Source organism: Halomonas getboli (assembly GCF_023094245.1).
Classification (GTDB): domain Bacteria; phylum Pseudomonadota; class Gammaproteobacteria; order Pseudomonadales; family Halomonadaceae; genus Halomonas; species Halomonas getboli.
On the sequence record NZ_JALMEW010000004.1, the window covers coordinates 389,159 to 403,146 of the forward strand.

At 69.3% G+C, this 13,988-nt stretch carries 12 protein-coding genes; 2 read left to right on the forward strand and 10 right to left on the reverse strand.

The genetic code is table 11. From position 1 onward, the window contains the following. The first annotated feature begins 87 nt into the window (after window positions 1-87). Window positions 88-783, forward strand: a complete 696-nt coding sequence (locus MYL53_RS11120; protein ID WP_247853957.1) for a response regulator — start codon at window positions 88-90, stop codon at window positions 781-783. Here MYL53_RS11120 and MYL53_RS11125 read toward each other — a convergent pair. The 8 genes from MYL53_RS11125 to MYL53_RS11160 form a co-directional block, all read right to left on the reverse strand. Next, window positions 768-2,129: an ATP-binding response regulator gene (locus tag MYL53_RS11125; protein ID WP_247853959.1), complete on the reverse strand. Its 1,362-nt coding sequence runs from the start codon at window positions 2,127-2,129 to the stop codon at window positions 768-770. The two genes, MYL53_RS11120 and MYL53_RS11125, sit on opposite strands and share 16 nt — an antisense overlap. Further along, window positions 2,113-3,264, reverse strand: coding sequence for a nitric oxide-sensing protein NosP (gene nosP, locus MYL53_RS11130; protein ID WP_247853961.1), 1,152 nt, complete (start codon window positions 3,262-3,264; stop codon window positions 2,113-2,115). The genes MYL53_RS11125 and nosP overlap by 17 nt, the downstream gene beginning before the upstream one ends. Before the next feature lie 109 nt (window positions 3,265-3,373). After that, window positions 3,374-5,551, reverse strand: coding sequence for an ATP-binding protein (locus MYL53_RS11135; protein ID WP_247853963.1), 2,178 nt, complete (start codon window positions 5,549-5,551; stop codon window positions 3,374-3,376). Window positions 5,552-5,568: 17 nt separating this feature from the next. After that, entirely contained in the window at window positions 5,569-6,111 is a 543-nt protein-coding gene (locus MYL53_RS11140) for a putative pterin-binding protein (protein WP_247853965.1), read from the reverse strand. An 85-nt stretch (window positions 6,112-6,196) separates the two neighbouring features. Further along, the gene (locus MYL53_RS11145; RefSeq protein ID WP_247853967.1) at window positions 6,197-7,012 is read right to left on the reverse strand and encodes a DUF2189 domain-containing protein; all 816 of its coding nucleotides are present in this window, start codon (window positions 7,010-7,012) and stop codon (window positions 6,197-6,199) included. Between the two features lie 158 nt (window positions 7,013-7,170). Next, window positions 7,171-7,599, reverse strand: a complete 429-nt coding sequence (locus tag MYL53_RS11150; RefSeq protein WP_247853969.1) for a universal stress protein — start codon at window positions 7,597-7,599, stop codon at window positions 7,171-7,173. Window positions 7,600-7,611: 12 nt separating this feature from the next. Beyond that, window positions 7,612-10,206: a TRAP transporter permease gene (locus MYL53_RS11155; RefSeq protein WP_247853971.1), complete on the reverse strand. Its 2,595-nt coding sequence runs from the start codon at window positions 10,204-10,206 to the stop codon at window positions 7,612-7,614. A gap of 144 nt (window positions 10,207-10,350) precedes the next feature. Then, entirely contained in the window at window positions 10,351-11,331 is a 981-nt protein-coding gene (locus MYL53_RS11160; protein ID WP_247853973.1) for a TAXI family TRAP transporter solute-binding subunit, read from the reverse strand. A gap of 282 nt (window positions 11,332-11,613) precedes the next feature. On the opposite strand from MYL53_RS11160, the gene MYL53_RS11165 reads away from it, so the two are divergent. Continuing rightward, the gene (locus MYL53_RS11165) at window positions 11,614-12,144 is read left to right on the forward strand and encodes a macro domain-containing protein (RefSeq protein ID WP_247853975.1); all 531 of its coding nucleotides are present in this window, start codon (window positions 11,614-11,616) and stop codon (window positions 12,142-12,144) included. A gap of 1 nt (window position 12,145) precedes the next feature. Here the strand turns inward: MYL53_RS11165 and MYL53_RS11170 are convergent, their stop codons facing one another. Further along, a complete protein-coding gene (locus tag MYL53_RS11170; protein ID WP_247853977.1) occupies window positions 12,146-13,441 on the reverse strand; it encodes a TRAP transporter large permease in 1,296 nt (431 codons plus the stop codon). Continuing rightward, a complete protein-coding gene (locus MYL53_RS11175) occupies window positions 13,431-13,907 on the reverse strand; it encodes a TRAP transporter small permease (protein ID WP_247853978.1) in 477 nt (158 codons plus the stop codon). Before MYL53_RS11175 ends, MYL53_RS11170 begins: the two co-directional genes overlap by 11 nt. Window positions 13,908-13,988 lie beyond the last annotated feature (81 nt).

Below are 13,988 nucleotides of genomic sequence, written 5' to 3' on the forward strand. Positions count from 1 at the left end.
TACTGCGATGGCAGGAGAGCGCCTCCTCCTTCGGTAGGAGACCCGAAGGGCGACAGGCAGGCGGCCGAGCGACCCAAGGAGTCCCGCATGAATACCCTGATGGTGGCCGACGACCATCCGCTGTTTCGCGAGGCGATCGGCGCGGCGATCCGTGCCGGCCTGCCCGGCTGCCGGCTGCTCGAGGCCGACAGCCTCGACGACGCTCTCAAGGGCATCGCCGAGGAAGAGGAAGACATCGATCTGCTGCTGCTCGACCTGGGCCTGCCCGACGCCGCGGGGCTGGCCGGGCTGGAACGCCTGCGCGAGGCCTGCCCGGCGCTGCCGGTGGTGGTGATCTCCGCCGAGCGTGAACGCAACCTGATCCTCGAGTCGATCGCCCTGGGTGCGGTGGGCTACATTCCCAAGTCGACGCCGCGCCGGGCGATGCTCGAGGCCCTGCGCCAGGTGCTCGGCGGCCAGATCTACCTGCCGCCGGACATCATGCGCCGGCCACCGGCGACACCCGCGGCCGACCACGACTCCTTCCTCGCCCCCGCCGCGCCGGACGCGCCCTCGCCGCTGGACGCCCTCACCGACAAGCAGCTCCAGGTGCTCGCCCGCCTCGCCCGCGGCGAGGCCAACAAGGTGATCGCCCGCGAACTCGACATCGCCGAGACCACGGTCAAGACCCACGTCTCGGCGATCCTGCGCAAGCTCAACGTCGGCAGCCGGGTGCAGGCCATCCTGGCCGCCGACCAGGCCGATCTGGCCGCCCGGCTGGCGCGCCTTCAACCCCGCGACTGACCGCGCTCGGCCTCCAGCCGATGGGCTATCAGCAGCCTCAGCCGCAGCGGCTTCACCGGCTTGAGCAGGCAATCGCAGCCGCACTCCCGCGCCCGCTGCCTGAGCTCGCCGTCGTGGCTGGCGGTGATCACCACTACGCCGAGCCCTGGGTGGTGCCGGCGCAGCCGGTCCGCCACGCTGAGCCCGTCCGGATCGCCCGGGGCCAGGTGATAGTCGACCAGCAGCAGGTCGGCGCGCTCGCGGCGGCTCAGCGCCTCCAGCGCCGCCGGCGTGGCCGCGCAGCGCACCCGACAGCCCCAGCCCTCCAGCAGCGCCGTCATGCCCTCGAGGATCGCCGGATCGTCGTCGAGCACCCAGACCCGGGCCCCGGAGAGATCGGCCAGCCCCGGCAGCGTCTCCGCCGCCGGCAGGTCGCGGCGCCGGCCATAGGGCACCCGGATCGAGAACAGCGATCCGCGCCCGGGTCGCGAGACCAGCCGCAGCGGATGGTCGAGCATGGCGGCGATACGATCGACGATGGCGAGCCCAAGCCCCAGGCCGCGATCGCCCTCGGCCGGATGTGCCACGGCGCGGCGGAACTCGAGGAAGATCGCCTGCTGCTGGGCCTCGTCGATGCCGGGCCCGGTGTCGCCGACCATGATCTCGAGGCCGTCGGGGCGGCGCCGGCAGCCCAGCAGCAGCCGGCCCCGCTCGGTGTAGCGCAGCGCATTGGTCAGGAAGTTGCGCACCACCCGAGCCAGCAGCGCCAGGTCGGAGCCGACCACGGCCTCGCTCGGCACATAGCGGAAGCCGAGTCCCCGGGCGCCGGCCAGCTGACGATATTCCTCGGCCAGCACGTCGAGCAGCTCGGCCACCGGGAAGGCCGCTACATCCGGGGTCAGCACGCCCGCGTCAAGCCGCGAGATATCCACCAGTGTGCCGAGCAGGGCCTCGACGTCCCTGAGCGAACGGCCGATATGGCCGACCTGACGCGCCGCCGCCTCGGGCAGCGCCTGATCCTCCAGGGCGCTGGCGAACAGCCGTGCGGCGTTCAGTGGCTGCAGCAGGTCATGGCTGACCGCAGCCAGAAAGCGTGTCTTGGAGTGGTTGGCCGCCTCGGCTTCGGCGCGGGCCTCCTCCAGCGCCTCCAGGGTGCGATGCAGGCTGTCGGTACGCTCGCGTACCTGCTCGGCCAGCAGCACCGCATGCTCGAAGGCGCCGTACGGCGCGCCGCCGGCCATGCCGGCGGACTCCACCCGTTCGATCAGCGCGCCGCAGATGCGCCGCAGCCGGGCGTTCTCCTCCGCCAGCGCCCGCTCGCGTTCGGTGGCCGGCACGAAGGCCGGCGGTTCAGCGCCGAGATCCAATCGCCACCCCCGTGAAGGTCTGGTTGATGTGCATGCCCTGGTGCTGCTCGCCATAGGTGTTGAAGCCCACCACCCGGGCCTCGGCCAGCCGCCGCGAGGCGTCGTCGAGCTGGCCGAGGGCCTCCAGCTCCAGGCGCCGCAGGAAGCAGTCACAGCCGAGAATCAGCGCCGGCGGGCCGAGACGACGCTGCAGCCGATCCAGCACGCCGGAGAGCTCATCGAGCATCGGCGCCGGCCGCATGGCGGTGAGCGCCAGGCCGTTCTCCACCGCGCAGTAGAAGCGCAACCCGCCGTCGTCGTCGACCCGCTGAATCGAGCGCACGTAGTAGGCCTCGCCGATGCGTACCGCCAGCGGATGGCGGGCGAAGACGCCGGCGTCAAGTTCGGCCACCGGCCGTCCCACCAGACGCGCGTATTCCTCGGCAGCCGGCGCGGCGTTGAGCTCCAGCACCCGCCGCCGCTCACGATCCACCGCGGTGACCACCAGCTTCTCGCCGCGCGGACGCAGGTGATGAGTGGTGAAGACCTCGAAGGGTCGGCGGCTGGCGATCATCACTACCACCGCCGAGGCGTCGTGGAAGCCGCCGTCGGCGTAGACATGAGTGTGGCTCAGCCGGTTGTCGTCACCGGCCGAGCCGCCGAAGCTGGGGATGCCGCCGAGGGCGGCCTCGAGGGTCGCCAGCACCTGTTCCTCGCTGCTGGAGAGGCCGTCGAGCAGCGTCAATACGAAGGGCCGGGCCTCGGCACCGGGCGTCCGGCGCCGGCAGTCGGCCAGCAGGCCGTCGACCAGCCGCTGCGCCTGGGGCAGCGCGAAGGCGTCGAGGTCGGCGATACGGGCGCAGGCGATGGCGAAGTCGTCGCGGTCGAAGCCGATGGCCACGATACAGCCGCGACCGTAACCGGTGGGGGTGATCTCGCCGGCGGTGGTGCAGCCGGCCAGCGGCACGGGCGAGAAGGCGCGCTCCAGGGCCTCACCGAGCGCCGCCAGCGGATAGTCGGCGCTGCAGAAGAACAGCACGAAGCCGAGCTCGGGGCCGGCCAGCGCCTCGGCCAGCTCGGCGGCGGCGCGTTCGGGGTCGCGGCTGTCGCTGGCGGCCGTGCGCGGCGACGAAACGGCGGCGGGAAGATCGGACATGGCGGCCTCTCGGGGACGGAATGGCCGAAGTGTAGGCGGGCGCCGCCGGCGGCCACAATGCGCGGATGGCATGAGGCGCGACGCCTTTCGTGGCGCCGAACGCCCGGCCTCACCCCGCCGCGATCTCGCTATCCAGCGCCGCCAGGGCCTCGTCCAGCCGCTCGCGTAGCGCCATCAGCGTCGTCGCCTCGCCCGCTAGGGCGTCGTCCCGGGCGGCATGCTCGAGGCGCGCGGCCAGCGCTGCCACCCGCACCGCGCCGAGGGCGGCGGATTCACCCTTGAGCTGGTGCGCCAGGCGCTGGGCCGACTCCGCCTCGCCGGCCTCGATCGCCTCGACCAGCGCCGCGATATGATCCGAGGCCTCCTGACGATAGCGCGCCACCAGCGCGCTCAGGGCCTCGGCGTCCAGGCTCTCGTGCAGCGCCGTCACCACCTCGTCGTCCAGCGCGGGCGAGGGAGCGGCGAACTCGGCCTCGGCGTGCGACGGGGCCGCGCCAAGGCCCTGACAGGTCAGATGGCGCTGCAGCACCTTGAGCAGCGAGGCCTGCAGCAGCGGCTTGGCCAGATAGCCGTTCATGCCCGCCGCCAGGCAGCGCGCCTGGTCGCCCAGCGGGCCGCCCGCGGTCATCGCCACGATCGGCATGTCGGCCAGCCAGCCGCCCCGGGAGCGAATGCGCCGGGTGACCTCCAGGCCGTCCATGTCCGGCATCTGCACGTCCATGAACACCAGATCGAAGCGCTCCCGGGCGACGCTGGCCAAGGCCTCGGCGCCGGAGCTCGCCAGGCTGGCGCGACAGCCCAGCTTGGTGAGCATGGCCAGCGCCACCTGCTGGTTGACCGGGTTGTCCTCGACCACCAGCAGGTGGGCGTCGCGCAGGATCGGCCCCGCGCTCGGCGACGCCGACGTCGGCTCATCGCGCGGCGCGCTGGCCGCGACCAGCGGCAGCCAGAACCCGCAGCGGCTGCCCTGCCCCGGCTCGCTGTCGATGCCGATCTCGCCGCCCAGCGCCTCCACCAGCCGCTTGCTGATCGCCAGCCCCAGGCCGCTGCCGCCAAAGCGGCGCGCGGTGCCGGGATCGCCCTGGCGAAAGGGTTCGAACAGCCGTGCCTGCTGCTCGGCGGTGATGCCGCAGCCGGTATCGACCACCGCGAAGCGCAGCCGATCATCGCCGTCGCGCGACACCTCGACCCGGACCTCGCCCTCGTCGGTGAACTTCACGGCATTGGACAGCAGATTCAACAGCACCTGGCGCAGACGGCCGGGATCGCCGACGACATGGGCCGGCAGGGCCGGGTCGATGACGCTCTCGAGGCGCAGGCCACGGGCCTCGGCGTGGGGGCGGAACAGCGACACCGCCCCCTCCACGAGCTCCGACAGGGCCAGGGGCCGGTGTTCGAGCTCCAGGCGCCCGGCCTCGATCTTGGAGAAGTCCAGGATGTCGTTGATCAGCTCCATCAGGCGGCTGGCGCTCTCGTGAATGGTATCGGCGTAGTGGCGGGCCCGCTCGGGCAGCGTCTGCTCCACCAGCAGGTCGCTCATGCCGATCACGCCGTTGAGCGGGGTGCGGATCTCGTGGCTGACGGTGGCCAGGAACTCCGACTTGGCCTGGCTGGCCGACTCGGCGCGCCGCGCCGTGGCCTCCAGCTCGCGGCTGAGCGATTCCAGGGCGCGGCGCGCCTCGGCGTTGTCCCGCGCCTCGCGAAACAGGAAGGTGACCACCAGCATCGCCGCCACGCTCATGCCCAGAATCAGCGCCAGCAGCAGGCCGTAGAGCCACTGCAGGCGCTCGCGCTCCTGGGTCTCGACCTCGGCCAGGTGGCCGTTGACGGTGATGATCAGCCGCTCGGCGGGCTGACTGAGCCGGCCCAGCCGCTCGATCAGCGCCCGGCGCGTCGCCTCGTCCAGGCCGTCCAGGGGCTGAAGCCGTGCGTCCAGCGCCTGCAGCTGCCGTTCGATCTCGTCGACCAGACGATCGGAGCCGGGAATGTCGCCGATGAGGTCGGCGATCTTGCCGCCGCGCAGCAGCGTCAATCGGCTGTAGAGCAGCTCGAAGCGCAGTCGCACCTCCTCCAGCGCCTCGGGGCTCGGCTCGTTCAGCGCCAGATAGCTGCGCAGCTCGATGGCGTCGCGGTCGAGCTTGTAGGCGTGCCAGACGGTGTCGCCGCCGACCCGCCACACCAGGCTGTCCTGGCGCCAGGCGACCAGCCCCACCAGCAGGATGGCGGCGACGAACAGCAGCAGCGCCGAGACGACGCCGAACTTGAGACGCAGCGGGTAGTAGCGCACCGGTGGCTCCTCGTCGGTCAGTGGATCTCGATGCGTGACACCTGCCAGACCGAGCGGAAGCGGATCGTCTCGTTGAGCAGCTCGGGCCGCTCATCGAAGGGATAGAGCACGAACAGCGGGCCGAAGCGACGAATCGGCATGGCCTTGCCGTTGCGCTTCATCGCCAGGATGACGCCGTAGCGACGGAAGTCGCTGACCGGCACCTCGGCCTCGAAGCCGTTGAGCGCGACCACGCGGGCCTGATCGCCATGCGCGTCCACCGCCTCGAGGATCGCCTCGCCCAGCGGTCCCCGGTAGCGTCCGACATCCTCATGCCAGGGCGTATGCGTTTCGATGGTGCGGCCCGGCAGCGCCTCGAGCATGGCGCGATCGAAGCGCGCCACGCCATCGCCGTTGGTGCGCGAGATATCGCCGCTGACGGTCAGCAGCACGGGACCCTCGGGTGGCGCCAGCAGCGGCGTGTCGGGGGAAGAAGAAGCGAAATCGGCCGATGCCGCCTGGACGGCGCTCGTCCAGCACAGCAGGGCCAGCATCAGCGGCAGGAGGCGACGGATGCGCATATCGTGGCTCCGGGGGTAGCAGTCTCGGCGCCAAGAGTACGCGAATCCGATGACAGGGTCAGGTACGGGGTTAACCGCCGCCGACTCAGCCGCCCTCTTCGGTATCGCGCTCGATCCGCACCAGGTCCTCGTAGGCGTGCCAGCTGGCATGGCCGAGCACCGGCAGGACCAGCGCCAGGCCGATATAGAAGGTCGCCATCCCGATCAGCACGCCGCCGGTGATGATGGCGGCCCACAGCATCATCGGGCGCAGGTTGCGGGCCACCGCTCGCAGGCTGGCTTCGATGCCTTCCATGAAGGTCAGGTCCTGGTCCATCAGGGTGGGGATGGCCACCACGCTGATGGCGAAGGCGCCGAAGGCCAGCAGCGCGCCGATCGCCGTACCCAGCGCCAGCATGCCGAGTCCTTCCGGCGTGGTCAGCAGGGTCAGGTAGAGGGTCGCCGGATCGGGCGCGCCGAGGCCGAAGAACAGCGCGAACAGCAGCGTGGCGAAGCGGATCCAGGCGAGGAAGAAGATCATCAGCATGACGCCCATCATCGCCAGCGAGCCGACATGGCCGGCTCCGGCGCCGAAGGCGTCGCCCAGGGTCGGCTCGCGCCCGTCCTCGAGCGCGCGGCTGATGCCATAGCTGCCCACCGCCACCAGCGGGCCGAGGAACATGAAGCCCGCGATCAGCGGCAGCAGCCAGTGCCATAGCCCCAGCCGCATGGCCCCGGCGGTGACCAGCAGGCTGAGCCCGACCCAGAACATCCCATATACCAGGCTCACCGACCTGGCGCGGCGAAAGTCCTCGAAGCCCTCGACCAGCCAGGTGCGCGGCTTGTCCATGCCGACCGGTCGAATGCGGATACGCACGTGGACGTCCGGCTTGTCGTCGTGCTTCGTGGCTGCTGCACACATGGTGACACCCCCGTTGACGCCGCTGAGTCCCGACTCATCTGGTTACTCTAGCCGCTCCCCCGCCACTGCGCCGTGATTCGGATCATCGACGCCTCTGCGAAACGACGACGCCCACGCCCCCGGGCGGGGACGTGGGCGTCGCGGGCGACCCACGGGGATCAGCGCACGATCATCACCGACATCTTGCTGTGGTGCACCACGTGCTCGGCGTTGGGGCCGAGCACGTAATCGGCGAACTTGCGCTTGTTATGGGAGGCCATGACGATCAGGTCGACGTCGAGCTTCCTGGCCGCCTTGATGATCGCCTCCCACGGCGAGCCGTCGACGATCACGCTCTGCACCTGGACGTCATCCGGCACGTGCTGCTGGATGAACTCGTGCTGCGCCTTCGTCACCTCCTCGTGCGCCTTGGCGGCGAAGTCCTCGGGGAAATAGGCGCCGACCAGCGGCATGCGATAGTCCGGCATCACCGTCACCACATGCAGCGAGGCGCCGAAGCTCTTGCACAGCGCCAGCGCCGTCGGCAGCGCCTTGGACCAGGAGGCCTCTTCGTTGAGGTCCACCGGCAACAGGATCTTGCTATACATGGGTCACCTCCATCAGGCAGAGACCGGCTTGGCGCCACGATCGCGCCGCCGCCGCTGCAGCATCACCACCAGGGCCAGTACCAGGAAGGCGGGAATCCACATCCACTCCTTGGTCCAGCGATCCACCGGCGCCTGCACCTGGATGATCTCCTGGTCGAAGTCGAAGCCGAGCTTCGCCGCCTCGCTGCCGTAGGTGACCATGTCGACCATGGCCTTGCCGTCCTCGACGTTGAGCATCAGCCCCAGGTTGGTCAGGCGATCCTCGCCGGTCTCGCCCTCCGGCACCGGCAGGGTCATGTAGGTGGTCATCGGGTCGCCGTAGGCGTCCAGGCCGCTGATCTGGATGCGCAGCGAGGATTCGGGGTCGGCATTGCCCAACGCCTCGACGAACTGCGCCGGCGGCACGTCGCGATAGGGATCGTGGATCATGTCCATCCAGAAGCCCGGGCGGAACAGCGTGAAGGCCACCAGCAGCAGCAGCAGCGATTCGTACCAGCGGCTGCGCGTGAGCATGAAGCCCTGGGTACCGGCGGCGAAGATCAGCATCGCCACCGTGGCCACCACGAACACCAGCACGCCCTGCAGCGGCGAGACGTCGATCAGCAGCAGGTCGGTATTGAAGATGAACAGGAACGGCAGCGCCGCGGTGCGCAGGCTGTAGTAGAACGCCTGGAAGCCGGTGCGCATCGGATCGCCCCCGGACACCGCCGCCGCGGCGAACGAGGCCAGCCCCACCGGCGGCGTCACGTCGGCCATGATGCCGAAGTAGAACACGAACAGGTGCACCGCGATCAGCGGCACAAGCAGCCCGTTCTGTTCGCCGAGCTGGACGATCACCGGCGCCAGCAGCGCCGACACCACGATGTAGTTGGCGGTGGTGGGCAGCCCCATGCCGAGGATCAGGCTGAGCACCGCGGTGAACAGCAGGATCAGCATCAGGTTGCCCATGGAGAGAATCTCCACCACGTCGGCCAGCACCAGGCCCACGCCGGTCTGGGACACGGCGCCGACGATGATGCCCGCCGTGGCCGTGGCGATGCCGATGCCGATCATGTTGCGGGCACCGGTGACCAGGCCGTCCCAGAGATCATGGAAGCCCTCGCGGATGTCCGCACCGAGATTGCTGCGATGGCGGAACATGGCCGTGATCGGCCGCTGGGTGATCATGATGAAGACCATGAACACCGTGGCCCAGAAGGCCGACAGCCCCGGCGACAGGCGCTCCACCATCAGACACCAGATCAGCACCACCACCGGCAGGATGTACTGCAGGCCGACCATCACCGTGGGCCGGGTCTGGGGCAGCTTGTAGACCGGCTCGTTGGGATCGTCGAGCTCCAGTTCGGGATAGCGCGAGGCCACCTTGAGCAGGCCCACGTAGACCGCCGCCAGCACCACGGCCACCACCCAGGGGGTGGCGTCGCCGAGCACCGGCTTGAGCCAGCCCAGGCCGTAGTAGACCACCAGCGCGGTGATCATCATCAGCAACAGCCCGGCCAGGAAGCCCACCGCCTTGCGCACCAGCGGCTTGGGCGGATTGCTGCTCTCCAGGCCCTGCATGTTGGCCTTGAGCGCCTCCAGGTGGACGATATAGACCAGCGCGATATAGGAGATCAACGCCGGCAGGAAGGCGTGCTTGATCACCTCCACGTAGGAGATGCCGACGTACTCGACCATCAGGAAGGCCGCGGCGCCCATCACCGGCGGCATGATCTGGCCGTTGACCGAGGACGCCACCTCCACGGCGCCGGCCTTCTCGGCCGAGAAGCCGACCCGCTTCATCATCGGCACGGTAAAGGTACCGGTGGTCACCACGTTGGCGATCGAGGAGCCCGAGATCAGCCCGGTCATGCCGGAGGCCACCACCGCGGCCTTGGCCGGCCCGCCCTTGTAGTGACCCAGCAGCGAGAAGGCAACCTTGATGAAGTAATTGCCGGCCCCGGCCTTGTCGAGCAGGGCGCCGAACAGCACGAACAGGAACACGAAGCTGGTCGACACGCCCAGCGCGATGCCGAACACGCCCTGGGTGGTCAGCCACTGGTGGTTGACCAGCCCCTGCAGGCTGACGCCGCCGTGGGCGAGAATGCCCGGCATCCAGGGCCCGGCCAGGCTGTAGACCAGAAACACCAGCGCCACGATCATCAGCGGCGGCCCCAGGGCGCGGCGCGTCGCTTCGAGCAGCAGCACCAGGCCCACGATGCCGACGATCACGTCTTGGGTGATCGGCGCCCCGGGGCGCTGGGACAGCTGCTCATAGAACATGAACATGTAGGCGCCGCAGAAGGCCGCGGCTAAGGCCAGCACCCAGTCCATCAGCGGGATGCGATCCCGCGGCGAACGCTTGAGCGCCGGATAGGCCATGTAGGCCAGGAACAGCGCGAAGGCCAGATGGATGGAACGCGCCTCGGTGGCGTTGAAGACCCCGAAGCCTAACGTGAAGGGGATCGGCGAGGCGATCCACAGCTGGAACAGCGACCATACCGCAGCCACACCCACCAGCAGCTTGCCCGGCGTTCCGGCCGGTTTGCGCGCCCCCGAGTCGCTGGAGGCGACCATGTCCTCCAGATCGACCTCGGCGCCCGGCGCCCTTGTCTTGTCGTCAGTCATAAGCGTGCCCTGATTGGTGACGGTGACACATGAAGTGCACGACGATCTCTTGCTTGCTCACTTCTGCCTCTTACAAACGCAAAGCGCGGCCCTCGGCGAGGGCCGCGCATCCTTTGGCGAATAACGCTTGTCAGCGGCTGGCAATCACTCGATCCAGCCCTGTTCGCGGTAGTAGCGCGCGGCCCCTTCATGCAGCGGCGCCGACAGCCCCTGGGTGACCATCTCCTGCGGATCCAGGTTGGCGAAGGCCGGATGCAGCTGCTTGAAGCGATCGAAGTTGTCGAAGATCGCCTTGACGGTCTGGTAGACCACTTCATCGCTGGTGTCGGAATCGGTCACGAAGGTGGCCGCCACGCCGAAGGTCTCGACGTCGTCCGGGTTGCCCTTGTAGAGGCCACCCGGGATCACCGACTTGGAGTAGTAGGGATATTCGTCGACGATGCCCTGGATGTCCTCGTCGTTGAGCGGGATCAGCCGGGAATCGACGGTGGTGGTGGCTTCCTGGATGGCACCGTTGGGGTGGCCGACCACGTAGGCCATGGCATCGATGTTGTTGTCGGCCAGGGCGGAGGCCATCTCGGCGGCGTCGAGCTGGGAGGCCAGCGAGAAGGAATCCTCGGTCCAGCCCTTGGCGTCCATCACCACTTCCATGGTGTTGCGCTGGCCGGAGCCCGGGTTGCCGATGTTGACGCGCTTGCCTTCCAGGTCGTCGAGGGTCTCGATGCCGGAGTCGGCGCGGGCCAGGATGGTCAGCGGCTCGCCGTGCACGCGGAAGATGGCGCGCAGCTTGTCATAGGGCTCGCCGTCGAAGTTCCCGGTGCCGTTGTAGGCCTGGTACTGCACGTCGGACTGCACCACGCCCATGTCCAGCTCACCGGACTTGATGCCGTTGATGTTGGCCACGGAGCCGCCGGTGGAGGGTGCGTTGCACTTGATGTTGGCGTCTTCGAGGCGGTTGACCAGGCGGCAGACGGACTGGCCGACCACATAGTACACGCCGGTCTGACCGCCGGTGCCGATGGTGATGAACTGTTCCTCATCCTGAGCCATGGCCGGCGAGGCGAACATGGCGGCACTCAGCAGCGCGCCGGAGAAGACGGCAGAAGAGAAAGCATGGCGTTTCATTGACGCACCTCTTTGACGTTGTTGGGTAAGGCTTTTGATCGCGGGCCGCATCCTGGACCAGCGCGATCGTATCGACAAGCTCTACTTTAGCGAAAAAACGCCTGTCAGATGATATTTATTGCCTCAACCCCAGTGTAGATGCCGTCAACGCTTGGGGCTCGGCGTCGCTGTCAACGCCGCATCGTCAAGGCCGTCGAACGGCCGGCGCCGCTCGTCGCCGGCTTGCCAGCCGGCCGAGGCGGACGCCAGACTGGAAGGGAGCCTGCCGAGGAGGATTGCGACATGAACGCCAGCGCGTCACGCATCGAGTGCTGCCAGGGCGACATCGCCCGCCAGGACGACGTCGAGGCGGTGGTCAACGCTGCCAACGCCCGGCTGGTGAGCGGCGGCGGGGTGGCCGGCGCCCTGCACCGCGCCGCCGGCCCCGAGCTCGCCGAGGCCTGCGCGCCGCTGGCGCCGATTCATCCCGGCGAGGCCGTGATCACCGACGCCTTCGGCCTGCCCAACCGCTACGTCATCCACTGCCTGGGGCCGGTCTACGGCGTCGACGAGCCCTCCGACACGCTGCTCGCCGATGGCTATCGCAACGCCCTGGAACTGGCCCAGCGGCACGACATCACGAGCCTCGCCTTCCCGGCGCTGTCCACCGGCGCCTTCGGCTATCCGGCCGCCGAGGCCGCGCGCATCGCCCTGTCCACCGTGCTGACCGTCCTGCCGCACTGCCCGGCGGTCAGGCGGGTGCGCTTCGTGCTGTTCGACGCCGCCAGCGCCGACCTGCATCAACGCACCCTCGAGGCCCTGGCCGACGACTGACTCAGAGGTTGTAGCCCAGCAGCCCCGGCAGCCACAGGGCGAGCCCCGGGAAGATCACCACCAGCCCCAGGGCGCAGGCCATGGCGGCCACGAACACCAGCGCCCAGCCCACGGTCTGCTCCAGCCGCACCCGCGCCACCTCGGTGGTGACCATCAGGTTGACCGCCACCGGCGGCGTGAACTGGCCGATGGCGATGTTCATCGCCAGCAGGATACCGAACCACACCGGGTTCCAGCCGAAGTGCTGCATCACCGGCACCAGGATCGGCATCATGATCAGATAGATCGAGATGGCGTCCAGCAGCATGCCGGCCACCAGCACCGCCAGCATGATCAGCACCAGCAGCAGGGTGCCGTTGTCCGACAGCCCGATCACCCACTCCGCCAGGTGGCGGAAGGTGCCCAGCATGGTGCCGGCCCAGGCGAAGATGCCGGCCAGGGCGATGATCAGCATCACCACCCCGGAAATCACCGCGGCCTCGCCGAGCAGTTGCCAGAGGTCGCGCCAGCCGAGCTCGCGGGTCAGCCACAGGCCCACCACCACGCCGTAGGCCACCGCCACCACCGCCGCCTCGGTGGGAGTGAACAGCCCAGAGCGCAGCCCGCCGAGAATCAGCACCGGGGCGAACAGCGCCGGGATCGCCTGGCGGAAGCTCTCGCCGAGCGGCGGGCGCGCCACCTCGCCGGGCGCCTCCCAGCCGTTACGCTGCGACAGCCACCAGGCCGGCACCAGCAGCGCCGCCCCGGCCAGCAGGCCCGGAAACAGCCCGGCAGCAAACAGTGCGCGCAGGTCCACCCCCGGCACCACGATGGAATACAGAATCAGCGCCACCGAGGGCGGAATCAGGATCGCCGTGGAGGCCGAGGCCGCGATCAGCGTCGCCGAAAAGGGCTTCGGGTAGCCGGCCCGGGTCATGCTCGGCAGCATCACCATGGCCACGGCGGCGGCATCGGCCGGGCCGGAGCCGCTCATGCCGCCCATGATCATGCACACCAGCACCGCCACCAGCGCCAGGCCGCCGTGGCGCGGGCCGATCAGCGCCTGGGCGAAGCGCACCAGGCGCGCCGCCACCCCCGCGCGCTCGAAGATCAGCCCGGTGAGGATGAACAGCGGAATGGCGATCAGCGGGTACTTGGCGACGCTGTTGTAGGTGTTGGTGCCCAGCGTGGCCAGCATCGACGGCGACAGCCCGGCGACGATGCCCACCGCCCCGGACAAGCCCAGCGAGAAGGCCACCGGCACGCCGGCGATCAGCAGGCCGGCGAAGGCCAGCAGCATCCACAGATCAGGACTCATCGTCGAGCCCTCCGCGCAGGCGGTCGAGGGTCTGCTGGCACTGGCGCCACAGCATCAGCCCGGCCAGCAGCGGCAGCCACACCAGGTACCACCACTGGGGCAGCCCCAGCCCCGGCGACAGGGTCTCCCAGCGGTATTCCTGCCACGCCGTCTTGGCGCCGAACCAGGCCACCAGCCCCAGCACGACAAGGCCGCACAGGCCCTGGAACAGGATCAGCGCGCGGCGCGGCCCCGGCGGCAGGGCGCGCTCCAGCAGGCCGATGCGGATGTGGCGATGGCGGCGCAGCGCCACCGAGGCGCCGGCGAAGGTCAGCAGCACCAGCAGGAACACCGAGAACTCCTCGGTGAAGGCGAAGGAGGCGTCGGTGACGTAGCGCACCACCACGTTGGCCAGGCTGATCAGGCCGATGATCAGGATGGCCAGGGTCGCGAGCACGCGCTCGAGTCTTGCATCGGGACGTTTCATGGCAGGGGTTCTTGACGACGATTCTTGGCGGAGGGGAACACACGACGTCGCCCGGCCGGGGCCGGGCGACGTCTCACGGAG

Excerpts from the sequence above, each read along its gene's own strand:
- MYL53_RS11120 (WP_247853957.1), top strand. The coding sequence starts at position 88 with ATGAATACCCTGATGGTGGCCGACGACCATCCGCTGTTTCGCGAGGCG.
- nosP (WP_247853961.1), bottom strand. The coding sequence starts at position 3,264 with ATGTCCGATCTTCCCGCCGCCGTTTCGTCGCCGCGCACGGCCGCCAGC.
- MYL53_RS11140 (WP_247853965.1), bottom strand. The coding sequence starts at position 6,111 with ATGCGCATCCGTCGCCTCCTGCCGCTGATGCTGGCCCTGCTGTGCTGG.
- MYL53_RS11145 (WP_247853967.1), bottom strand. The coding sequence starts at position 7,012 with ATGTGTGCAGCAGCCACGAAGCACGACGACAAGCCGGACGTCCACGTG.
- MYL53_RS11150 (WP_247853969.1), bottom strand. The coding sequence starts at position 7,599 with ATGTATAGCAAGATCCTGTTGCCGGTGGACCTCAACGAAGAGGCCTCC.
- MYL53_RS11155 (WP_247853971.1), bottom strand. The coding sequence starts at position 10,206 with ATGACTGACGACAAGACAAGGGCGCCGGGCGCCGAGGTCGATCTGGAG.
- MYL53_RS11160 (WP_247853973.1), bottom strand. The coding sequence starts at position 11,331 with ATGAAACGCCATGCTTTCTCTTCTGCCGTCTTCTCCGGCGCGCTGCTG.
- MYL53_RS11165 (WP_247853975.1), top strand. The coding sequence starts at position 11,614 with ATGAACGCCAGCGCGTCACGCATCGAGTGCTGCCAGGGCGACATCGCC.
- MYL53_RS11170 (WP_247853977.1), bottom strand. The coding sequence starts at position 13,441 with ATGAGTCCTGATCTGTGGATGCTGCTGGCCTTCGCCGGCCTGCTGATC.
- MYL53_RS11175 (WP_247853978.1), bottom strand. The coding sequence starts at position 13,907 with ATGAAACGTCCCGATGCAAGACTCGAGCGCGTGCTCGCGACCCTGGCC.